Origin of the sequence: Amycolatopsis solani, from assembly GCF_033441515.1 — a bacterium.
Classification (GTDB): Bacteria; Actinomycetota; Actinomycetes; order Mycobacteriales; family Pseudonocardiaceae; genus Amycolatopsis; species Amycolatopsis solani.
Window position 1 is genome coordinate 1,370,719 of the sequence record NZ_JAWQJT010000001.1, and the last position, 22,252, is coordinate 1,392,970.

Here is a 22,252-nt window from a genome sequence, read left to right on the forward strand (position 1 = left end):
CGCCCGGCCACCGGTCGGTTCAGGCGACCGCGGCCGACGCGCGGACGGGCGCGAGCACCGGCCGCAGGCGGGCGCGCTGCGCCTCGCTCAGCGGGGGCGCGGCGGCGACGATCCGGGCGATGTACTCGTCGCGGGTCTCGCCGAGCTGCCGGACGCGGCTGGGGCGCAGAGCCGCGGTCGGCTCGACCCGGGGCTGCGCAGGCCGAGCCGGGCCGGGGCGGGTGGTGTCGCGGCGGGCTCGCCGCGGCGGACGGCTACTGCTCACGCGGCAGCCTCGGCGCGCTTCGGGCCGGTGGTCTTCTCGGTTTCCTGCCGGCGAGTGGGGCCGGTCGGCTCGCGCTTCGGCTCGTCCTTCGCCGCGGTCGGCGCGTCGGCCGGCTGCGGACCGCTGGCGACGATCTCGGCGGCAACCGCCGGGTCGTTGACCAGCTCGGCGGCGACGGCGTTGGGGTCTTCGCCGGGCGCGGCGAGCGCGCGGCCAAGTGCGTAAATGCGGGTCAGGTGCATGGGCTGCGGGCGCTGGAGGCGCGTGCAGTTCTGAACCGCCCGGGTCGGGATGCCGGCCTGCTGGGAAAGCGTGACCAGATCCCACCCGCGGGCGGCGGCGCGGTGTCGCACCTTGGGGCCGTTCAGGATGGGCATGCGCAAGATCATGCGGGACCATGCGGGAATGGTCAAGCATTGTCCCGTATTTGACCGCATTACAGGTTCACAACATGCGGGACCATGCGTTACCATGCGCGCATGAGCCAAACGCGAGTGCTATTCAGGGGAGACCACGGGCGGCGCCAGAACCTACGAACGTCGGGCCGACGACTACCGGAATGCGGGACCATGCGGCACAATGCGCGTGTGGCTTCCAAGCGACTACGCACCGCGAACTACGACCAGCGCGCCCGCGCGCGGCTCGGCGATGCCGTCACGAAGGCACGCGAGGCGGGCGGCTGGCAGTACCGCACCGACTTCGTCGAGGCTGCGAAGCAGGCGGGAATCAAGCTGAACGTGCGCAGCATGGAACTGCTCGAAAACGGCGAACCCGGGGTGGGCCAAAGCGTCCTGTTCGGCGTCGCGCGGATACTGCCCAACTGGACCGAAGACACGCCGCGCATCGTTCTCGAAGACGGCCCGATTCCTCCGACGTCCGGTAGCGGCAGCGCGCACCTGGCCGTCGTTCCGGACCCCGAGCCGGAGCCCGGGCCTGACTTGCTCGACGACGTCGAGCGGAAGCTGTGGGCGATCACCGACCTGTCGGAAGACGAGCGATGGTCGTACATCTACCAGCACCGCGCCCGCACGGCTCAGCGCTTCGGCGACTGACCAGCCGGTCAGGATCGTCACTACGGGCGTTCGCGTTACCCCATTTGCGAGAAGTTGCGACATTCGGGTGGAGATCATTCCAAAAACCCGAATTTAGCTCGCACTACGATTAACGCGCAGGCAACGTGCGAGGTGTGGAGATCTTCGTAATCGTCTTGGGGGCAGTGGCGCTTTCCGCACTGGGGTTGTCTGGTTACGCGCTGCATCGTCTCCGGCGCACGCAAAAATGGGTCGCCGCCCACATCCAGGCGCAGGCGATCCTCCGCGACCCGCCGCCGGACGGTGGCGACGGCAAGCGGAGACACCTCCGGATCGTTGCAGTGTTCGCGCCGCTCGCTGCCGCGCTGTCGCTGGTGTTCCGGAAAGCCAGGGAGCACCCCGCAGCGGCTGCCGCTGCCTCGCTCGCCGCTTCTGGTGCCGCAGTCGCCGCAACGGCTGCGCTCGTCGGCGGGCTCGGCGGAGTCGGTGACGGCCCGCCGGGAGCAATGCGCGACCCGGCCCCCGCGCAGACGGCGACCGTGACCAACTCGGCGCCGGCGGCTACCAGCACCGTCGCGCCGAGCAGCGCAAGGGCCGGCGGGTCTGGCAGCGGGTCCACCGCGGCGAGCACACCGCCAGCGCCGACGAGCACCACGGCGACCGCGACGACCGCCACCGTGCCGACGCCGACCGCCTCGACGGCTGTACCCGTGACGAGCCCGTCCACGACTGTCACCACCACAGTGGCCGGGCGGGTCTGTGTCCTCGACGTCGAGCTAACCGACTTGCTACAGCTGTGCCTATAGCCAGTCGATGAGCGTGCGGTCCTCGGGCGCGGCGCGCTTGCCGCGTCCGATCGGAAGCACCCGGATCGTCATCAGCGTGCGGATCACCTCGCGCTGTTGGGCAATGTCGAGCCCCGGCCAGCGACCACGCAGGCCGGGGCCGACGACGGCCCGGAGCACCGCCGGCACCCGGGACTCCTTCGCCTTCCGCTCGGCCTCCTCGATCAGCGGCAGGTAGTGACGTTCCATCCGCGCGAGCCCGCCTGGCGTCAACCGCTCGTCCTCGGGCACGGTCGGCTCGGCCTGCTGGTAGTACCCCTCCAAGGCGGCGCGCAGCCGCTGCGCTTCCAGCTCATGTTTTGCCGCCTCGTCGGCGTCGTCTTTCGTCGCCAGCAGTTCCGCGAAGTCGTCGCGGCCGGCGCGGGCGAAAACGACGTCGCAGACGAACGGCTCGATCTCCGATTGCCGCACCCCAACGCAGCGTTTCTTGCACGCGTAGTAGTTGTGACCGTGGGCTGGCAGCACTCGCAGCACGGCCTCGCAGCGATCGCAAACCATCAGCCCGGACAGGAGATGCTTCACCGCCCCGTCGCGCTCCTGCGCGCGTCCCTCGGCCTTCAAGACTGCTACGCAGTCGAGGTGTTGCTTCTCCGTGAGGATCGCCGGCCAGACGCCTGGCCCGAACACCTCGCCTTGCAGCACCCGCTTGCCGATGTAGGCCGGGTTAAGGACCGTCTTCCGGATGGTCGTCATCGACCACTTGTCGCGGCCACCTGGTGAGGGGATGCCCCTCTTGTGCAGGTGCTCGATCAGGCTGTTGATCGACTTCTTAGCGGCGATCCAGTCGGCAATCTCCCGCACGGCGGCGGCCTTTTCCTCAACGATGACCTGTTCGACGAAATCCTTGGTGGTCTGGTCGTAGATCCGCGCATACCCGTACAAGACCGGGCCGTATGGGCGGCCGGTCTCGGCGTGCCCCCGCACGTCTCGCCTGATCCGCAGCGACGTCTCTTCGCTGTCGTAGACAGCCTTCACGCCGTCGTCGGCAAGCGTCTTCCAGTGACGCGGCTTGGACAGGTCATAGGTCTGTTCGTGGCTGGTGATGTGGATCAGCACGCCGAGATCGCGGCACCGTTCGAGCAACAGCGCCCACGTGGAAAGCACCCGACTGGCGCGGGCCGGCTCCCACAGCACGAGCACGTGCACCTTGCCCGAGGGCAGCACCTCATCGGCCAGCTTCACCCACTCGGGCCGCTTCTTCTTCGCGAACCGCGACGCGGACATGTCAGGGTCGGCGAAGCTGCCACCGTCGATCCAACCGTTCTCGACGGTGACAGCCAGCCCCTCGGAATTCTGTTCGGCGACCGAGCGCGACAGCTTGCGCTTGTCGTCCGAAACTCGGTTGTAGCGGACCGCTACCAGGCCAGACGCCCCAGATGCCATGCCGCCAGCCTAACAGGGTCTTACGAAATAGATCAGCAGCCCTGCTCGTCCCTACCCCCAGCGCGCACTACGACGCAGCGTCAGTCGCCGAGGTTCCGCTCCGCGTAGATCTTCATCGCGTCCCGGACGAACTCCGCCGTCGCGCCTTCCAGCCCGTACCGCGGGTCGTCGACGTACAGCTGCCCCAAGCCCGCGAAGTACCCCGCGGACACCGACGAAACCGCCGGCCGCAGCCACGCGTGCAACCGCCGCGTGATCGCCTGGACGTCGTCGGCGTCCGGGCTCAGCCCGGCTTCCCGGGCCGCGCCGAACGCGGTCGAGATGTCCAGTTGCTCCTGCTGGTGGGCCTGCTTCTCCGCCGTGGACAACGAACTCCACCACTGGTCACCCCGCCGGTACGCGTCGGCGCCCCAGCGTTCGGTGACCTCCTTCTCGTACTTCGTGTGGTCGAAGCCGTCGAAGACTTCCTCCGCCATCAGTCGTTCACCTCCTTTCAGTTTCCGGAGCGTCGTGCGGACCGACTCGATCTGCCTGCCGATCCGCCACCGCTCCTGTTCGAGCAGCTCCAGGTGCGTCTCGAGCGCGCTCGCGCTGTCACGCTGCCCGTCGAGCACCTCGGCGATCGCCGGCAGCCCGAGTCCGAGCTCGCGCAGCAACAGGATCCGCTGCAGCCGGACGAGCGCCTGCTCGTCGTAGTAGCGGTAGCCGTTGCCGCCGATCCGGCTGGGCTCGAGCAGGCCGACCGCGCCGTAGTGACGCAGCGTCCGGCTCGTGGTCCCCGCCGAGCGGGCGATGTCCTGGATCGACCACTCCATGACTTCGACGATAGAAGTTGACGCAACGTCAAAGTCAAACCATCGGAGTGTCTAGGCCTATCTAGTATCAAGGCGATACTTCCACAGAAAGCCCGATGAGGATTTGAGCGCGGGCCGAGCGGGCACTCAGGCGGTAAGTTCGACCACCAGCGGCCCGTACGAGGAAGGCTATGACCGTGATACTCCGTCGAGTGGCACGTCCCCTGCTCGCCACGATCTTCGTGACGGGCGGCATCAGCGCGCTGAGGCAGGCCGAGGGCCACGCCAAGGCGGCGGAACCGTTTCTCAACAACGCGTTGGACAAGTTCGGCGACGTCCTGCCGGAACAGGTGCCGCGCGACCCGGTGACGCTCGTCCGGATCGACGCCGCCGTGAAGATCGGCGCCGGCCTCGCGCTCGCGTCCGGGAAGGCGCCGCGGCTCGCCGCCGGCCTGCTGCTGGGCAGCCTGGTCCCCACGACCCTCGCGACGCACAGCTTCTGGGGCATCAAGGACCCGGCCGAGAAGCAGCAGCAGCAGATCCAGTTCTTCAAGAACGCCGGCCTGGCCGGTGGCCTGCTGCTCGCGGTCGCCGACACGCACGGGAAGCCGTCGGCGGCCTGGCGCGCGAAGCACGCCGCGAAGGACGTCAGCGCCACCGCCGGCAAGCTGAGCCGCAAGGCCGAGAAGCGCGCGAACAAGCTCGCGAAGCGGGCCCAGAAGGCGCTCCCCAACTGACACTTTCACGGGGAAAGTGCCGCCCCCGAACTTCCGGGAGCGGCACTTTCCCCGTGAAAGCTACTTCTCCAGGATCGCGGTGACGCCCTGGCCGCCGGCCGCGCAGATCGAGATCAGGCCGCGGCCCGACCCCTTCTCGTGCAGCAGCTTCGCCAGCGTCGCGACGATCCGGCCGCCGGTTGCGGCGAACGGGTGCCCGGCCGCCAGCGACGAGCCGTTGACGTTCAGCTTCGCCCGGTCGATCGCGCCCAGCGGCTCGTCCAGCTCCAGCTTCTCCTTGGCGAACGCCGGGTCCTCCCACGCCTTGAGCGTGGCCAGCACCTGCGACGCGAAAGCCTCGTGGATCTCGTAGAAGTCGAAGTCCTGCAGCGTCAGCCCGGCCTTCGCGAGCATCCGCGGCACGGCGTAGGCGGGCGCCATCAGCAGGCCCTCTTCGCCGTGGACGTAGTCGACGGCCGCGGTCTGCGAGAACGTCAGGTACGCCAGCACCGGCAGCTTGTGCGCCTTCGCCCACTCGTCGGTGGCGAGCAGGACCGTCGACGCGCCGTCGGTCAGCGGCGTCGAGTTGCCCGCCGTCATGGTGCCGTCCGGGCCGCCGAAGGCCGGCTTGAGCTTGGCCAGCTTCTCCGCGGTCGAGTCCGGGCGCAGGTTCTGGTCGCGCGCCAGCTTGAGGAACGGCGTCACGAGGTCGTCGAAGAACCCGCGCTCGTAGGCGGCGGCGAGGTGCTGGTGGCTGGCCGCGGCCAGCTCGTCCTGCGCCTCGCGGGTGATCTCCCAGATCTTCGCGGTCAGGGCCGCGTGCTCGCCCATCGAGAGGCCGGTGCGCGGCTCGGAGTTGCGCGGGATGGCCGGGACGATGTGCCCGGGCCGGATCTTCGCGACGAGCTTCAGGCGGTCGCCGAGCGTCTTCGCGCTGTTGAGCCCGATGAGGATCTGCCGGAGGTCCTCGTTGACGGCCAGCGGCGCGTCGCTCGTGGTGTCGACGCCGCCCGCGATGGCCGAGTCGATCTGGCCCAGCGCGATCTTGTTGGCGACGTTGATGATCGCCTGCAGACCGGTGCCGCACGCCATCTGGACGTCGGCGGCGGGGGTCGCGGGCGAGAGTTTGCTGCCGAGCACGCTCTCGCGGGCCAGGTTGAAGTCCTTCGAGTGCTTGAGCACGGCGCCGGCCGCGACCTCGCCGATCACCTCGCCCTGCAGCGAGAAGCGGCTGACCAGGCCGTCGATGGCGGCGGTGAGCATGTCCTGGTTCGACGCCTTCGCGTACGGGCCGTTCGACCTCGCGAAGGGGATCCGGTTGCCCCCGATGATGGCGACCTTGCGCACGGCAGGCGCCTGCTTTGGTTGCTTCGGCTTCGGCGGCATGACTTCACCTCTCTGGTCGTGTCCCTCACACTGTAACCTACTAGCGAGTAGGTTAGACTGCGACGTGACGCAGACTGCACGGGAGGCAACCGATGGCTGACAGGTACCAGCAGTTCACGAAAACCCCGGTGGGGAAGTTCGTGGTGCCGAAGCTCGGCCTGCCCAACCCCGCCGCGCTGCGCCGGTACAAGCCCGGGCAACCCGCACTCGAGGGTCCCGCACTTCTCGGTGCCGCGCCCGGTGGACGGCTCGAGAAGACCCTGCGCGACCAGCTCGCCGACGCGGGCATCGAGGTCGTCACGTCCGCGGCCGACCGGCACGCGGCCCTCGTCTTCGACGCCACCGGCATCACCGAGCCCGCTCGCCTGCGCGAGGTCTACGACTTCTTCCACCCGGTGATCCGCAGCGTCGGGCCGTCCGGCCGCGTCGTCGTCCTGGGCACGCCGCCGGAGCAGGTCGAAGGCCGCGAGCGGATCGCCCAGCGCGCGCTCGAGGGCTTCGTGCGCTCGGTCGGCAAGGAGCTGAAGCGCGGCGCGACCGCCCAGCTCGTGTACGTCGCCGAAGGCGCTGAAGAGGTCACGGAGTCGACCCTGCGCTTCCTGCTCTCCGCGAAGTCCGCGTTCGTCGACGCGCAGGTCATCCGGATCGGCGCCGAGGGCAAGACGGCGGTCGCCCCCGCGAACTGGGAAAAGCCCCTCGACGGCAAGGTCGCGCTGGTCACCGGCGCATCCCGCGGCATCGGCACGGCGATCGCCGAGGTGCTGGCCCGCGACGGCGCGCACGTCGTCGCGCTCGACATCCCCGCCCAGGGCGGCGACCTGTCCAAGGTGGCGAACAAGGTCGGCGGGTCGGCGCTGCAGCTCGACATCACGTCGCCGAGCGCGCCCGCGAAGCTCGCGGAGTACTTGAAGGAGCGCCACGGCGGCGTCGACATCGTCGTGCACAACGCGGGCATCACGCGCGACAAGACGCTCGGCAACATGAGCGAGAGCGCGTGGGACTCGGTGATCGCGGTGAACCTGGCCTCGCAGCTCGCGGTGAACGACAAGCTGCTCGCGGACAAGGTGCTGAACGAAAACGGCCGCATCGTCGGCGTCTCGTCGATCGCGGGCATCGCCGGCAACGTCGGCCAGACGAACTACGCGACGTCGAAGGCCGGCGTGATCGGCATGGTGAACGTCGGCGCCCCGCAGCTCGCGGAGTACGGCGGCACGATCAACGCCGTCGCGCCCGGCTTCATCGAGACCAAGATGACGGCCGCCGTGCCGCTGTTCATCCGCGAGGCCGGCCGCCGGCTGTCCAGCCTCGGCCAGGGCGGCCTGCCGGTCGACGTCGCCGAGACGATCGCCTGGTACGCGAACCCGGCGTCGGCCGCGGTGAACGGCAACGTGGTCCGCGTCTGCGGCCAGGCGCTGCTGGGGGCCTGACGTGGTGATCCGCGAACTCGACAGCACCCCGAGCCTGGCGACCCTGTACCCGAAGGCGCTCCTCGGCTTTCGCAAAACGGGCTCGGCGCTGCCGGACACCGAGCTGGTCCGCACGGGCGTCGTCGTCGACCCGGCGCACCTCGCCGCGTACAACACGGTCTGCGGCTTCCGGCTGAGCGACGAGCTGCCGGCGACGTACCCGCACTTGCTGGCGTTCCCGCTGCAGATGGCGCTGATGACCGAGCCGGGGTTCCCGTTCCCGCTGCTCGGCATGGTGCACGTGGCGAACCGGATCACGCAGCACCGCGCGTTGCGGCTGAGTGAGCCGGTAACGATCCGGGTGCGCGCGGAGAACCTGCGCGACCACGAGAAGGGCCGTCAGTTCGACGTCGTCAGCGAGGCGTGGTCGGGCGACGACCTGGTGTGGGTCGACGTGAGCACGTACCTGCGTCGCGGGGGTGGCTCTTCGTCGTCGCGCCGGGAGCAGCTCGCCCCGCCGACCCCGGACGCGATCTGGCGGATCCCGGGCGACATCGGCCGCCGCTACGCGGAGGTGTCGGGCGACCGCAACCCGATCCACCTGCACCCGCTGACGGCCAAGCTGTTCGGCTTCCCGAAGGCGATCGCCCACGGGATGTGGACGAAGGCCCACGCACTGGCGGCGTTCGAGGGCCGGCTGCCCGCGGCGTTCACGATCGACGTCAAGTTCAAGCAGCCGGTGCTGCTGCCGGCCAAGGCGGGCTTCACGTCGTGGTCCGGTCCGGAGGGGTGGGCGTTCGAGCTGTGGAGCAAGGCGAAGCCGCACCTCGAGGGGACGATCACCTCACTCTGACGGCTTCCAGACCTCGCCCTCGATGAGGTCGTTGAAGCCGAGCCAGACGAGGTTCATCAGCCAGGAAGCCAGCACGCCGTCGGAGATGTCGGGGTGGTCGAGGGCCCAGTCGGCCAGCGATTCGGCCGCCCCGACCAAGGCCGCGGACAGGCCCTCGCCGGAGAACTCGGCCTGTTCGCCGACGCCCTTGCGCGTGCCGGCGGACACGACGAGCGCGGCGACCAGCTGGATCGCGCGCGCCCGCATGTCGGTGATCTCGGCCGCGAAGGCCCCGCCGACGGTCAGCGCCTGGCGGTGCAGGACCGTCCACGACTCGCGGTACTCGGCGACGAAGCGGTAGAAGGACCGCAGGCCGTGCCAGAGCTGCATGTCCGGCGGCAGATCGGGCTGGACGCCGGACTGGATGGCCTCGAGCAGCCGCGTGGCCTCGCGGCGGATGCACGCGCCGAAGAGGTCCTCTTTGGAGCCGAGGTAGGTGTAGATCATCGGCTTCGAGACCCCGGCGACGTCGGAGATCTCGTCCATCGAGGCCGCGTGGTAGCCGTGGCGCGAGAAGACCTGGACGGCCGCGTCCAGGATCTGCCGCTCACGCACCGCACGCGGCAGCCGCCTGGCCCGTTCGGGTGGACGCTGATCATCCTCTGACACGCTCGACCTCCTCGTTGCTGCCCGGAGACGGTACCGGTCGCGGTACCGGGAGGGTGATTTCGGCACGCTTGCCCGCCTACCTACTGGCGGGTAGCCTTACGCTCGGGTAACACGAGAGGGAGTGACCATGGCCGACAACGCCGGGATGACCAGCGCCGATCGCGTCGCGGCCCTCCGCGGGGCGCCGCTGCTCGACGCGCTGGAGCGCCTCGACCCGCTGAGCCCCGAGGCGCACGCCCTCGACGTCAACGCTCTGGCGGATGCCCTGAACCCTCGTGATCTGGGCAAGGACGACTTCCGGCGGTTCCTGAAGGCGCTGCTCGCGCTCGCGTCGCGCGCCCCGGCGTTCGACTTGAGCAAGGTCGAGCCGGCGCGCTTCGCGTCGCTGGTGTCGTCGGCGTCCCGCGCCCAGCTCGAAAGCGTGGTGGCGGAGCGCCCCCTGCGTGAGCGCGTACTGGCGGAGATCTTCGCGCGCATGGGCTCCCACATCAGACCGGAACGAGCCCGCGACCTGCACGCGGTGGTCCACTGGCGCCTCTCGGGAGGCATCGGCGACGGCGGCTACGACCGCTACGAGACGGTGATTTCGCACGGCTCGTGCACGGTCAGCCGCGAGATGAGCTCGTCCCCGCGGGTCACGATCACGATCGCACCCACGGACTTCTTCCGCCTGATCACCCACCAGGCCACCCCGGCGGTGTTGTTCGTCACGGGAAGAATCAAGGTCAAGGGCGACTTGGCCTTCGCGGCGGGACTCATCGGATTTTTCGACCTCCCGCACCCCGTATAGTCCGCACCCGTGCCCCGAAAAGCGAAGTGGCGCCTTTCCCGGCCCCGAGCCATCCGCGGCAGCCACGTGGTGAACGCGTTCGCGGAGAAGCTGGTCCTGGGGAACCTCACGGCTCCGCAGTTCGTCCAGGTGCTGGAAACCCTGCACATGCTGGGCTCCGCGGGAGCGGGGATCGAGCTGAGTTCGTTGTCGACGGACGTCCTGGTCGACGTCGTGCGCCGCGCGTCCCGCGACCAGTTGAAGGCGATCGCGGAGCACCCCGAGTTGCGCCCGGTGTTCTTGGACGAGATATTCCGCCGGATGTCGGAGCACTTCTTGCCGGAGAAGGCCCGCCACGTGGATTTCGTGGTTTCTTGGCGCTTTTCGGAGGGCACCGGCGAGGACGGCTACGACCGCTTCCAGACGGTGATCGAGGACGGCGTGTGCGTTTCTTCGACGGACCTGTCACGCGCCCCGGACACGACGATCACGCTGTCGGTGGACGACTTCATCCGCATGGCAACAGGCAACGCCGCAGTGGCGGCGATGTTCGTGACGGGGAGGGTGAAGGTGAAGGGCGAGTACGCCCCGGCGGTGCGGTTCTCGAGCTACTTCGACATCCCGAAGCCGACGGTGGACTAGTCGGTATCCGCCGCTAGACGTCTTCATATCGGGAATCTGGCGGCGGATACCGGCCCGTGGTTACCTTCCCACTGTGCTTCGCACCTCGTCGAGCAAGTGATCTAACAGCCCTGGCACGGTTCCCCCGCCGAGAACCAGTTGGCGATCGAGGAGACGATTGCCGGTCTCACACGAGGTCTCGCTGACGAGGGTGCAGCCGTGACAGGCGGACAGGTTGAGATGCGACGATCCTTGGTGATCACTCTCGATGCACACTGGATCGTTCGAGCACACGTCTGCGTCTCCCAAGGCGGCGAGCAGCAGTGGGACCAGTTTCTCGGGATGGCCGAGACGTACCAGTCCGCCGAGTGTTCCCTGCGCGTCGCCAGCCGCCGTGTAAATGAAGATACCGGCGGTGCGGTCAGGTCGGTCGGAGTGCGCGTAGATGCGCTCCTGAAGCGACGCCGACGAGTAGCCGCTCGCAAAGGCAAGACGGCGGATGAGCAGATGGGAAATAGTGTGCAAGGCGACAAAGCGTGGCTCGGGAACAGGTAAACGGTGGGCCCACGGGGTGGAATTTCTGCTTTTGAGCAGGATCTCGGCTCGCTTGCGAACTTCAGGAGTTTCCTCCCATGCGGAGATCTCAGCCTCATCGAATCGAAGGAAAATCCCCTCGCCGAACAATTCGATGGCGGGGTAAATTGGCTTTCGTTTGCTGTCGAGACCGAGATCGACCATGACATATTCTGCATCGGCGTTGTGTCGTTGAAACCTGCGAAGTGCCCGAACCTCGCGAACTCGGCGGACTTGCCCTACGCCTACCAATCTACTCGTCAGTGTCGATGGCCATGTAGCCTCAGTTGGAATGGAGAATCCGTCGACTACAAAGTTGCCATTGCTGTGGTCTCGACCACCGTCGAGCTTATTGACAAAAGCTGACCATTCGCCATCTTTGAGATCGAGAAGCGGGGTTTCTTCGGTGTCTTCGGCACCGGACGCAAGGGCAAGAACGTCTGCTGCCGTCGTCCCGAGTTCATCCGCGATCCAGCCGGCCACCATCTCAGCTTGTGGGCCGCCATTGTCGGTGACCACTTTCTCGAAGTAAACATGACTGCGGACCTTGTCCGCTATCTCGGCCGAATGTGAGATCTCTTCAGGAATATCGAGTGCAGACAGGCGATCGGCGATGTAGTTTCCGGTTGCGCCTCGTTGGACAGCATTGAGGCGGTGTTCGCAAATCATCCCGCTCTTCGGTTCCTGCCAAGGCTGAATGCCGTCACATCGGATCCCATCGCGATGAAGCGAATCAGTACTGGTGAGTTCGGAAAGCGGGCGAGACCGCTTGCATCCTGTGCAGTGAACACTGAGCGAAGCAAGCCCCTCGCCGCGTCGAGAAGAGCGGACGAACCGTAGTTCCTTGTAGGCGCGACAGAAGCGCACCGCGTCGGTGATGTCCGCACCGTTTCCGCGGTGGGCCCACTTGAACCATGGTATGTCTTGGATATGGCTACCTTTTTCGCAAGTCGCGACATATCGCATCGGTACCAGTCCTCCGCCGCACTCGCATCTATTGATCCATCGACCCTTGTGCTTTCCGGTAATCTGGGAAAGCTGCGTGCATCGTTCGCAGAAGCGCCAGGCGGGAAAGCGCCAGTAAAGCAAATGGGCGGTTTCCTTGGCGGCCCGGCCTGCATGTGCAGGAGCTTGTCGAAGGATGCCAGGACCCAGCCTTGCGAGAAGGCGATCACAACTGATTTCAGGTGCATATTTTCGATCCCACCACGAGGTGTCCGCAGCTATCAGGGATTCGCCCAGAATGTCAACAATGGCACCCACTCCAAAAGGGGTTACTGTCTCGGAAAGTCGCAGGTCATGCACGATTCTTTCCACCGATGCCTCCTTCCAGTGGCTCGCGGACGTGAACAGCGACGTTCGGTTCGACGGACCTCATGGAATCGGCGACGAGCCATCCCTCGCCACTCTGGCCGAAACGCTTGAGTAATGCGTCGTTGTCGCTCTGTCGACGGTCGTAAACCAGTGCGGATCCGGCATTGCGAGCGAGCCTCGCGCGACGATCCCAGTTGCGTAGCAACGACCAAACCTCGTCCTCGGTTTCCTCGGATTCGATATTGTCGGAGCGGCTGACCAAATCCGAGAAACGTGCCACGAGTTTCTCAACTGCTTTCGACATGTGCTCGTTTTCGAGATCGAGACGTGAGGCGAAGTCGTTCGCGGCAAGGACAGGCAACGAGTGCCGCAGTAACGCTACGAGCGCCCCGCCCAATGAACGGTTGCGTGACGACAACGACCACGGTGTCACGCTCGTCGGTTCGACGTTGCGGTAGAGAGCTTCGTGATACGAACGGAAACTCTCGAAATGTGAACGATCACGCGCTCGATTCGACCTGAACAGCGTGGTCACGATCCCGTTGTTCAGGCCGCGCCCGACCCTGCTCGTCGCTTGGATGTATTCGGCGGTCGTCTTGGGTTGACCCACCATCAGCATCAGGGCGAGACGGGGTATGTCGATTCCGACTGACAACATGTTCGAGGAGAGCACCACATCGATGGCATCCGACGATTCATCGATGCTTCGACTCAGTTCGCGAAGGTCGTTGGGCAGTTCGTCCGGTCCGCGGCGGCTGGTGAGCTCCAGGACGTGTTCAGCCGTGACCTGCCGGAGAGGTAGGCCCAGTCTCTCCGATCGTGGTTCGAGTCGACCGTTGACGTCATCGATCACCAAAGTTCCGGTGCGGCCGAGCTCGCGGAGGCTGTTGTGGTACATCACCAGCGTCCAATACGAGTCTCGCGACGTGTCCGACCCTGAGCTCCCGGCCAGCACTTCCGGTACTTCGAGTAGGGGAGCCGTGGCAGCGATGACTGCTGACACCTGAGAGACCGACTGTGGCATCAGGCCGACGTAGAGGCGACCTTCGCCGCTCTCCACCGGACGGGAGAAGAAGGTCTGATCGCCGTCGAGTCCGGCTGGCGGGTATAACGCGACAGACCTGCCGTACAAGCCTCGGACCTGTTCGTCCGAGGCACGGATCGTGGCTGTCGAGGCAACGATCTTGGGGATCGCTCCGTTGTGACTCAGGAGTAGTTGGATGACTGCGTCGAACACGGCGACTGTCGTACCGAGTGGGCCGGACAAGAGATGCAGCTCGTCTTGTATGAGCAGTGACGGCTGGCGGAACGGTGTACCGAGGCCGAGCAGCTTGCCCGCTTCGGGCAGGAACTGCAGGCGGGCGAACTTGTCGACTGTCGCAAGGAGGATCGTCGGCGGCTCGTCGTAAAGGATGTCGTCGATCACGGAGACCGGCAGCTCATCATGGAATTCGCAGGCCGTCCGGGTGCAGTGGATGACCACGTCGCGACCCACCTCGCGGAACCCGTAACGGCTCCAGTCCTCGTGTCTCATATCCGGCAGGAGCGCAGCACCACACCACGGACAGCTCTCGATCTGGAACTGGTTCGCTTCTTGGGGGCGGGCGGCCTTACGCAGGCGATCGAGACCTGCCTTTGCCTCTTGGCGTGATCGAGGCGTGACCTCGTTCCCCACCCACAGGCCGATGGAGAACGGCGCCATTCGCTCAGCTCGCGCGTCCTCGTTGCGAAGCAGGGTCATCGCGCAAATGAGCGAGGCGGCTCGCTGGAATTGCTGTGAGGTCAGCAGCCGGAGTGTGTACCGCGTGATCACGGCGGTTCCTCCGCCAGCGGTGCCGTGAACTATGCGTCGGTGGAAGATCTCCACGGCGGCCAGACCCAGGTAAGCTTCGGTCTTGCCGCCACCGGTCGGAAACCAGACCAGGTCGACCAGTTCTCGATCATCGTGTGCCCCGTCGATCGTCGATGCCAAGGCGACCAGTAGGAAGCCGAGTTGGAACGGACGCCAGCGCGGCTCTTCGACGAGGGATGGCTCCGTACCATTTTTGATCGCGGTTTGGCGAATTTGGAGTCGCATCGCAGTCATGCCGAGGGCAAACGCGGTTCTCAGCGACCCTCGTTCTGGCTCGCGCAAGAGGTCAACGCCGGCTCGCATACGGCCCAGAGCGGAGCGCGCCCGATCGGTGATGGCTTGCGCGACCGGTGTGTCGGCTCCGAAGCTGTCGACACGGCCGCTCTGTTCGGAGACCCAATGGGAATAGGCATCGACGAACGCATCGAGGGTCGATATCACGCGTTCTGTGTCTGTGTCGATCCGCGACAGGTTGTGGAGCAGAAGTGCTCGGGCCTCGACGGAGTCGGAGTCGAGGCCCGTCGTTTCGACGGCAGGCACTACAAAGGCGGGCACCGGATCGAGGAAGACGCGTGTACAGACGCCGTCGATGAGGTTCCAGTCCGCCGCCGTGCCGTGGCCGACCGCGTAGATCGTTTTGCTTCGGTAACGGAGCCGCAGCTCAGCGGCTTCGGGGTCGGAGTCGAACGCATTGGACCTGTCGTACTCTAGAAACCGACCGTCGAGCGCTGGGGTCACGCTGAGAGCTACTTGGAAGAGTGTTCGATCGATGTCGCTTCGGTCGTCGCCAGTCGACTTGGCGGACACACGCGCGTGCACGGTCACGAGGTGGGCGTCCCCGTAGGCCCGCCAGCGCGATCCGATCTCGATCGGCACTTCGCCTGCAGTGAGCACGTGTGGCGGACGGCCTCGCGTGAGTTCGAGACCCTCGAACCGGAACGGAGAACGCTGCCATCGTGGCGGCCCATCGTCCTTGATCGACTGGTAGGTACCCCCGGAGAAGTCGCACGAGACGCTCGGCCGATCGGTGACGAAGGAGATCGCGACCGAAGAGGGACGCCAGTCTTCGGCGATCGGGACGCTCGCGCCGGCCTCCTCGATCTCACCCGTGAGCACCTCCGCTTCGATGTGCTCGCTTTCCTCGGAGGATTCCGGCGGGGGCTCAGACATCGCGGGGAACAGCATGCCGACGGCATATTGGCGGTCAGGCAGGTTGAGGAGGGTCTCCGTGTCACCGCCATCGGGACCCACGTAAGCCATCCGAAGGTGGTGTAGCGCTACTTTCTGTGGGTGAGTGAGCGTCAATTCTTCTCCAACTGTCGTCGAACCAGTTGTTGGATTCGTCGCTTTTCCTTGGGGGAGAGCACGATATCCAGGGAGACTCGTGCACGAGTGGTGGCGACATAGAAGGCGGCGATGCCGGCTTCATCGAAGGTCTCGGGGAGTTCACAGACGATCACGTGCTCTGCTTCCAAACCCTTGGCATACCTCGGGCTCGTTATGGTAATACCACGTTTCGACTTCTCTGGTGGAACATTCGTTGCGGCGCGAATAATCCAAATGTGTTCGGTTTTTACGCCGTCAGCGACCAGTTCCTCCGCGATGGATTCGGCCTCGATAAATGTGGACTCGGCGGCGGTCGTGGTCCAGCGAACGTTTTCACCATTGACGATTCCTGGATCTCCTAAGTCTGCTCCGAGATATTCCTGGACTGTGTGAACGATTGCTCGAGTGTTGCGAACATTGAGACTCAGGTCGACCGAAGAGGCCTCTGTGGTGACGAGTTGCAAGACGTCCTGGTCGAAGTGTCCGTCGACGTGTGCTTGATTATTATGGTCGAGAAACATTCGCCAATTTCCGGCACTCCTTCCGTTGGTGATCGCACCGTCTATCCGATCCATTCCTTCTGCCGTCATCAGATCTTGTGCCTCGTCGACGAATACAACGTCGTACGTTTTGGCGGAATCAAGTCGGTCGAATGAGAGTAGGTCGATGGCGCGATCAACCACGTGTGGTTCGAAGAACTCCCTCAGGGCAGGCGAACGGAACGTGATAAGAACGGACCGTCCTTGGTCGGCTTCTTGCTTTGCCGCCTCTACGAGTACCAAGGATTTTCCCGTGCCTGCCCCGCCGGATACCAGTACTCGGGGATTTCGTGCCAGTGATGCAAGAAACCTGGCCTGGTCGGCTGTGGCACGGTTCTGTTCCTCGATCACCGCACCCCGTAGCGCATCGATAACCGGCATGCGGGCGAAGTGTCCGAACAGACGTGTCCGCAGTTCATCGATCCTTGCACGTTTTCGCCCTGCAGGAGGTTCCTGCGCGTTCGCTGCGACGGTGTCGAGCGCCCGTGTCAGCTCCGCAATGCTCATATCAGTCCGCGCCAGCCAGTGAGTCGGATGCCATTCGACCGAGTGTGGCGGGGTATCGATGTCCGGCGTCACCACAATGGCCTCTTGTGCGAACCAGCCGACCCCTTCTTTTCGAAGGATGTTGCGCAATGCGTACATTGCCGATTGTGCCTGTTCCATTGGTGACGTGGCAAGCTTGTGCCAGTCGCCTCGCCTGTCGATGCTGTACCAAACGCCGTCGTGTTTCTTGATGCCGCCGCCTTTGGCTTCGACGACGATCAAGACTTTTTTCCATAATATGAGGAAGTCCGCTTCGGCTTGATGCTTGTATGCATGTGACCGAAGTTTTACCGAATGAAAAGCTACGGCGTCGACGTCACCTTCGACATCTCGTAGCAGACGTGCGATTCTGCGTTCCGCGTCACTGGTCGCGGTCTCTTCTATGTCAGCCAGGGTCGGTACAAGAATCATGCGCGCTGCTCCTGCCAAAGGTCTTCGTACTCGCGGTACCCGAGCCACTCATTGAAGGCCCCGAAGTTGTCCGCCATATCCACGATCAGGCACTCTTCCTTCCCGCCGTTTCTGGGGCCACGGAGACCGCGACCGGCCATTTGGATGTAGGCGTTCGGGCTGAAGGTGGGGCGAGCGATGTACAGAGCACGGACACCGGGGGCGTCGAAACCCTGTGCCAGTAGATCGCAGTTTGCGAGTACGCGGATCTCATTTCGCTTGAACCGCTCGATGCTGTCGCGACGTTCCTGCCTTCCGGTCTGGCCGCTGACCGCTGCCGCTTCGACATCGCGATACCGCAGCGTTGCGGCGAGCACCTGAGCTGACAGGACGTTCGGTGTGAACACCAGCACTGGCCAGCTGTTGTCCAGGCCCATGATGTGGTCGACGAGGATTGACATGCGGGCCTGGTCTGCGCCGACGCGATCCATCACCCGTGCGGGAACTCGGCGCTGCTGTTCGGCTTCGGCCTTCTCGTCCGGATCGAGGGTGACTTCGATGCCCGGGAGCACTTCGTGTTGTACCTTTGCCAGCACTCCGAGCTCGGCGAGCGGACGGTAGGCGTCGAGGGTGTCGAAGACGTCCAGCTTTCGATTGCCGAACCGGCTGGCGAGCGCGGCTGTTGCTGATGCCGACGTGCCCTTGAATGGGGTTGCGGTCAACCCGACGAGAGGTCGCTCCCAGCCGCGGCCTGCGACCCCCAACCAGTTCAAGATCCGCGTGTACCGCTCGGAACCACCGGCGCGGTGTCCTTCGTCGACGATCACTGCTGTCGAACTGGCCAGCCAGCTGTACTCGGGGTTCTCGAGGAGGGTGTCGAGCTTGGCGTCGGTTGCGACGACAACGGAGAAATCCGTGTCCGGCTCGTGGACGATGTTGTTCTCCCACAAGCGGCCGATCGTCAGGGAGCGCTCGTCGCCGAGGCCACGCCAAACAGTGCTCCAGGTTTGCACGGCCTGCTCGCAGAGTTCCTGAGACTGGGCAATCCACAGGACGGGCCCCCGAAGGTTCCCGTCGATGAAGAGTCGGAGCACGGTCTCGGCCGCAACTCGTGTCTTGCCTGCGCCAGTCGGCAACTCCACCATCGCCTTGAGGTGACGCCCGTTTGCCTCGCGGAGAGTGAGCACGTCCCTGAGCTGCCGGCTGATCTTCTGCTGGAACGAGTGAAGTGGATTGAGTTTCACAGCCCCAGGAATGACGAACTCGTCTTCCTGGTGTTGAGTGCGCCGCCCGGCGTATTCGCTGCCGAACCCCATCTTTCTCAGCCACGAGATGGTCGCCGCACCACCTGCCCACGTTGTCGGTACATCGACGAAACCGTCGTTCCGGAAGTGGTCTGCAAGCTGTTTGATCGAGTCGGATCCGTATACCTTGAGGACAAGGTCGGCGACCGACGTGGAGGCATTGACCAGGCCTTGTGCCTCGAGGGCTCGCCAAAGGCCTTTCGGCAACGCGTCGCGTAGATCATCGGGACCGAAGTAGACGTCGAGTCGCTCGGCGTCGGTGGGGGCACGCTTGGCTTCTTGGCGAAGTGCCTGTAGCCGCTGATCGAGGCCGGCCTTGAGTACGCCCTCGAGTTCAGCGTTGGTGAGTCCCAGGGAGAAGGCTTCGTTCACGACACCGAGGAGGCGGCGCTCGTCCGTGTCGCTGCGTACCACCAGACTCAGCCCGTCGAGATGCCATTCGAGCGTTTGGTCTTCGACGCCGTCTTCGGTGCTCACCCGCTTGACCACGCGGAGTGCCCTCGCAACCGTCGCGGTCGTCAGTGTGTCTCCGACGGGAGTGCTTCGGAGTCCGCTGAAGATGTCGACGATACGCTCGCTCTCCTGTCGCCCTTCGATCTCCATGGAGAACGCGAAGCTGTCCTCGAACCGGCGGCAGCCCACCAAGGTCTCGAGTTCGGCGACCTGGTCGTCGGTCACCCGAAGGTACGGGCGCTGACGTGACGAGAGGAACTCCTCTTCCTCGTCCGTGGTAGCGAGATAGACCGAGTCCGGAGGTCGGGCCTCGATCGCTCGACCCACCTTCGCGGGAACTGTGGCGGGGCGGCCGTCGGCGTGGGCGATACGGCAGGCCGCGGTGATGAACTCGACAAGCACGGAGTTGTCGAGGGCAGAGGGGAAGAGCTTGGCCGAAAGCGCCTCGCGGAGTACGGAGGCCGGCACAGCGTCCAATTCGTCCGGAAGGCTTAGGGCCTCAGCGACCTGGCCGGGCCCTCGGAACAACGGCAGAAGGTTCTTGTACTTGAGCATCGACGGAGCGACGATCTCGCCAGGCGGGCGGTAGCCTCGATCGGATTCCAGCAGTCCGGCACGGTCCACTGCCCAACGAACGGGTGACTGCACGCTGTAGGACGTTCCGGTGTCCAAGTCTTCGCACGTCCACTCCGAGTCGCCGGTTCGAAGCAAGCCAGCGGTCCAGTTCGCGCGTAGTCGCTCGCTTGCTTCGGCGTCCCGAAGGAGGAACAGCATCGAGAATGGACCGGGACCCTTGCCCGGGTAGAGGTCCACATGTTCGATTCCGCGTTCTCCCGGGCCCCGTCGGGAGTCGAGGGTAGCCAGAACCCATTCGCGATACTGCGCGAGAAGGGGTTCGTCCTCCGCTGAATAACTGCCGACAGGGCTGTGCACCACGCCGATCCGGTGCGCCACCTCAGGCATGCATCGTCGGCGGTCCAGCATCTTGGCCGCGAGGTGGTCACCTAGCGGCTCGGCGAGGTCGAAGACTTGCGTAGGCCATGCCCACCCACCGTCTTGTGTCGGCACCTTGACCGTGGAATTGTGGTCAGTCAGTGCTTTCACTGCCACGTGCACGGAGACTCCGAGGACTGCTTCCCAGATCTTCTCCAGTTGATCATCATTCGGTGCTGGCGAAAGCTTCGCGAGTCTGGCGTTGAGGATCGCTAGTGGGTCCAAGTCGCGGAAGCCGAACTCCCGTAAAATTTTATCGACGTTCGGCTGCGCAAGAAAATCGGGCTCGACGAAAATTGCATGCTCGATCTCGACGTCATCTTCCTGATTCAGAAAGATGATCTTCCTGTCGTGAAGGGATCGCATTCCGTCAGTCGTCGGAATGACTTTGGCTTGAAGAATGTCAGGAAGGTTGCGATGAGTCTGGATAAACTTCAGTGCGTCTGCGGAGGACGGGGAATGGTTTCCTTCGGACCACTCCCTGATCCAGGAGAGAAGCCCGCGTTTGGGAACGGATTCCAGGGCGCGCTTGCCATCTCGATCATTGTCGAGAAGATCTTTGGATGCCGTGGCTGCGAATAGTTGACGAAGGCGGGTTATTCGCTGCTGAGATGTGTAGCAGCGCCAGTGTGGAGCATCGTTTCCGGTGTTCGGGGAAGTGCTCCAGATGCGGTGGTCGCCAGAATCGACATTCTGGATCATGAAGTCCAGTGGGCGTAGTTCCGTGGCGCGCGTCAGTGTGCCTTTCGCGTCGGGCACCAGGTCGAAATTCGTCGATATCCGGGGCACATGTGCACAGAGCAACTCGTCGCCGAAGGATAGGGGTTCTCTTCCTCGTGCGGGCATGTAGTCGAGGTGTGCTGCTGGATCGTCGCTGGTGCTAACCTTTGGCAACAAGCGTACGAAAATCTCGGAGAGACTCTTGAGTATCTCGCGGTTGTAGTCGTTTTTGAGTAGTGTGGTCCGATCGTCGTTCACGCTCCAGGGAGCGTTGAACAATGCCGATGCCGAGGTCTGGTCCTGCAGGGGAAAGTACGACCAGAACTGCCCGATTTTCTGCTTTGCCTGGCGTTTCGGAACCGCGACGGTGATCTTGACCTCGTTGCGCGAGACGGCTTCGCCGACCTGTCGTCGCGCCTCGGTCGACGGAGCGTGCATCCGATTGCTGACGAGCCATTCGTCGCCGCTGCCGTCGGGACGCTCGATCTTGAGTGTCCCATCGCCGAAATCGCGAGATACGTGGGTCGTCTCGAACCGGTCGTTGCCGAGCACCCTGAGTCTGATTTCACGGACGTCGCCGACGAACAGCAGGAACTCTGAGGGGAACTGAATGATCTCACTGCGGAGCCGCGCGATGCCCATCGCGCGGGGGAGCTTGACGATGGTGGTCGCCCACTCTGCCAGTTCGGCGAGGATGGGATCCTCGTCAAAGGCGGTCATGGCGTCGATGACTGTTGCGGTGCGTAGTATCGGAAGACGCTTCGCAGTTGGCTTGATTTGATCTATGGCAGCGCGTGCGATGGGTGAGTTGAACTCGAACGAGACTGACCGGCTGAAAACTTGGGGGGCAGCTGAAACTGCTAGCACGGATTTGAAGCCAAGTCCGAAGCGTCCGATCTCGTCGCCGCGTTTGTCGCTCAGATGCGCGTGCATGATCGTCGTGAGGCCGGTCCGCGAGAACGGGCGCCCGGTATTGGCACAGTAGAGCGTTTGGCTCTCGGTGTCGAGCACGATTTCGACTCGGCCCACGCTGTTCTGTTCGTGCTCGGTGCCGGACATGGCGTCGGCGCCGTTCTGAACAAGTTCGAGCAGTGTTCGATTCGAATACCCGCCGACGCGGATCGATTCCTCGTGGTTGGCGTGCTCTGAGATGAGGTGCTGGTTCGTCTTGTAAACGGCGACTGCGACGTCGAATTGGTCCTCGACGTCTCGAACCAAGCGGTCGTCCGGAGTCCAGGACGGCAGGTTCATCACCACTGGCACCTGCTCCCGTGGCTCGACCACATGTCTCGGATGCAGCTCGAGATTGCCAGATTCATCCGGTCCTGCGGTGGCGGCGCCTCGTCCAACTGCAGGCAGGCGCTCGCTCGTCGGAGGCATGCTTCGGAGCCTGCTTCTCCGACTCTCTTCCGATCTTGCAACACAACTCCATGGTCGACATTCGTGCGAGTACGCGGGGTGTTCTTCTCTATCATGTGAAACGCGTGCTGTGTGTGATTCTTGACGAAATGGGCTGATGGAGTGA

The 22,252-nt window shown here is 64.6% G+C and carries 17 protein-coding genes; 7 read left to right on the plus strand and 10 right to left on the minus strand.

Going from position 1 to position 22,252, the window contains the following annotated elements; genetic code table 11:
- Positions 1-19: 19 nt before the first annotated feature.
- Both SD460_RS06970 and SD460_RS06975 read right to left on the minus strand, forming a co-directional pair.
- Positions 20-265 (minus strand): hypothetical protein, encoded by a 246-nt coding sequence (locus tag SD460_RS06970; RefSeq protein WP_318306005.1) that lies wholly within the window; start codon positions 263-265, stop codon positions 20-22.
- Complete coding sequence (locus SD460_RS06975; protein WP_290050822.1) at positions 262-642, minus strand: hypothetical protein; 381 nt, start codon at positions 640-642, stop codon at positions 262-264. The genes SD460_RS06970 and SD460_RS06975 overlap by 4 nt, the downstream gene beginning before the upstream one ends.
- A gap of 210 nt (positions 643-852) precedes the next feature.
- Here SD460_RS06975 and SD460_RS06980 point away from each other — a divergent pair, with 210 nt between their 5' ends.
- Together SD460_RS06980 and SD460_RS06985 are read left to right on the plus strand one after the other, a co-directional pair.
- Positions 853-1,317 (plus strand): hypothetical protein, encoded by a 465-nt coding sequence (locus tag SD460_RS06980; protein ID WP_318306006.1) that lies wholly within the window; start codon positions 853-855, stop codon positions 1,315-1,317.
- A 134-nt stretch (positions 1,318-1,451) separates the two neighbouring features.
- The gene (locus SD460_RS06985; RefSeq protein WP_290050819.1) at positions 1,452-2,102 is read left to right on the plus strand and encodes a hypothetical protein; all 651 of its coding nucleotides are present in this window, start codon (positions 1,452-1,454) and stop codon (positions 2,100-2,102) included.
- Here the strand turns inward: SD460_RS06985 and SD460_RS06990 are convergent.
- Entirely contained in the window at positions 2,097-3,524 is a 1,428-nt protein-coding gene (locus SD460_RS06990; protein ID WP_290050818.1) for a recombinase family protein, read from the minus strand. The genes SD460_RS06985 and SD460_RS06990 overlap by 6 nt on opposite strands.
- Before the next feature lie 80 nt (positions 3,525-3,604).
- Positions 3,605-4,339 (minus strand): MerR family transcriptional regulator, encoded by a 735-nt coding sequence (locus SD460_RS06995; RefSeq protein WP_290050817.1) that lies wholly within the window; start codon positions 4,337-4,339, stop codon positions 3,605-3,607.
- A 170-nt stretch (positions 4,340-4,509) separates the two neighbouring features.
- Between SD460_RS06995 and SD460_RS07000 the strand changes: the two genes are divergently transcribed.
- On the plus strand, positions 4,510-5,055 hold the full coding sequence (locus SD460_RS07000; RefSeq protein WP_290050815.1) for a DoxX family membrane protein: 546 nt from the start codon (positions 4,510-4,512) through the stop codon (positions 5,053-5,055).
- Between the two features lie 60 nt (positions 5,056-5,115).
- Here SD460_RS07000 and SD460_RS07005 read toward each other — a convergent pair whose 3' ends face one another.
- The gene (locus SD460_RS07005) at positions 5,116-6,420 is read right to left on the minus strand and encodes an acetyl-CoA C-acetyltransferase (protein ID WP_290050814.1); all 1,305 of its coding nucleotides are present in this window, start codon (positions 6,418-6,420) and stop codon (positions 5,116-5,118) included.
- A 92-nt stretch (positions 6,421-6,512) separates the two neighbouring features.
- Between SD460_RS07005 and SD460_RS07010 the strand changes: the two genes are divergently transcribed.
- Positions 6,513-7,847 carry a 3-oxoacyl-ACP reductase gene (locus tag SD460_RS07010; RefSeq protein WP_290050813.1) on the plus strand — a complete coding sequence of 445 codons (1,335 nt, stop codon included), beginning with the start codon at positions 6,513-6,515 and terminating at the stop codon, positions 7,845-7,847.
- A 1-nt stretch (position 7,848) separates the two neighbouring features.
- On the plus strand, positions 7,849-8,679 hold the full coding sequence (locus SD460_RS07015) for a MaoC family dehydratase (protein ID WP_318306007.1): 831 nt from the start codon (positions 7,849-7,851) through the stop codon (positions 8,677-8,679).
- Here SD460_RS07015 and SD460_RS07020 read toward each other — a convergent pair.
- A complete protein-coding gene (locus SD460_RS07020) occupies positions 8,671-9,327 on the minus strand; it encodes a TetR/AcrR family transcriptional regulator (protein WP_290050810.1) in 657 nt (218 codons plus the stop codon). The two genes, SD460_RS07015 and SD460_RS07020, sit on opposite strands and share 9 nt — an antisense overlap.
- A gap of 127 nt (positions 9,328-9,454) precedes the next feature.
- Here SD460_RS07020 and SD460_RS07025 point away from each other — a divergent pair, with 127 nt between their 5' ends.
- Entirely contained in the window at positions 9,455-10,117 is a 663-nt protein-coding gene (locus tag SD460_RS07025) for an SCP2 sterol-binding domain-containing protein (protein ID WP_290050808.1), read from the plus strand.
- Positions 10,118-10,186: 69 nt separating this feature from the next.
- A complete protein-coding gene (locus SD460_RS07030) occupies positions 10,187-10,738 on the plus strand; it encodes an SCP2 sterol-binding domain-containing protein (protein ID WP_290050829.1) in 552 nt (183 codons plus the stop codon).
- Positions 10,739-10,798: 60 nt separating this feature from the next.
- Here the strand turns inward: SD460_RS07030 and drmB are convergent, their stop codons facing one another.
- Genes drmB through SD460_RS07050 form a run of 4 tightly spaced genes read right to left on the minus strand, consistent with a single transcriptional unit; the run spans position 10,799 to position 22,107 of the window.
- Positions 10,799-12,607: a DUF1998 domain-containing protein gene (gene drmB / locus SD460_RS07035; RefSeq protein WP_290050807.1), complete on the minus strand. Its 1,809-nt coding sequence runs from the start codon at positions 12,605-12,607 to the stop codon at positions 10,799-10,801.
- Complete coding sequence (locus SD460_RS07040) at positions 12,588-15,716, minus strand: helicase-related protein (RefSeq protein ID WP_290050805.1); 3,129 nt, start codon at positions 15,714-15,716, stop codon at positions 12,588-12,590. Before SD460_RS07040 ends, drmB begins: the two co-directional genes overlap by 20 nt.
- Positions 15,717-15,757: 41 nt before the next feature.
- Complete coding sequence (locus tag SD460_RS07045) at positions 15,758-17,278, minus strand: nuclease-related domain-containing DEAD/DEAH box helicase (RefSeq protein WP_290050804.1); 1,521 nt, start codon at positions 17,276-17,278, stop codon at positions 15,758-15,760.
- The gene (locus tag SD460_RS07050; protein WP_290050803.1) at positions 17,275-22,107 is read right to left on the minus strand and encodes a DEAD/DEAH box helicase; all 4,833 of its coding nucleotides are present in this window, start codon (positions 22,105-22,107) and stop codon (positions 17,275-17,277) included. Before SD460_RS07050 ends, SD460_RS07045 begins: the two co-directional genes overlap by 4 nt.
- Positions 22,108-22,252: the final 145 nt, after the last annotated feature.

Coding starts and splice junctions, on each gene's coding strand:
- SD460_RS06975 (WP_290050822.1), bottom strand. CDS start 642: ATGCCCATCCTGAACGGCCCCAAGGTGCGACACCGCGCCGCCGCCCGC.
- SD460_RS06990 (WP_290050818.1), bottom strand. CDS start 3,524: ATGGCATCTGGGGCGTCTGGCCTGGTAGCGGTCCGCTACAACCGAGTT.
- SD460_RS06995 (WP_290050817.1), bottom strand. CDS start 4,339: ATGGAGTGGTCGATCCAGGACATCGCCCGCTCGGCGGGGACCACGAGC.
- SD460_RS07000 (WP_290050815.1), top strand. CDS start 4,510: ATGACCGTGATACTCCGTCGAGTGGCACGTCCCCTGCTCGCCACGATC.
- SD460_RS07005 (WP_290050814.1), bottom strand. CDS start 6,420: ATGCCGCCGAAGCCGAAGCAACCAAAGCAGGCGCCTGCCGTGCGCAAG.
- SD460_RS07010 (WP_290050813.1), top strand. CDS start 6,513: ATGGCTGACAGGTACCAGCAGTTCACGAAAACCCCGGTGGGGAAGTTC.
- SD460_RS07025 (WP_290050808.1), top strand. CDS start 9,455: ATGGCCGACAACGCCGGGATGACCAGCGCCGATCGCGTCGCGGCCCTC.
- SD460_RS07040 (WP_290050805.1), bottom strand. CDS start 15,716: ATGGCTTACGTGGGTCCCGATGGCGGTGACACGGAGACCCTCCTCAAC.
- SD460_RS07045 (WP_290050804.1), bottom strand. CDS start 17,278: ATGATTCTTGTACCGACCCTGGCTGACATAGAAGAGACCGCGACCAGT.
- SD460_RS07050 (WP_290050803.1), bottom strand. CDS start 22,107: ATGCCTCCGACGAGCGAGCGCCTGCCTGCAGTTGGACGAGGCGCCGCC.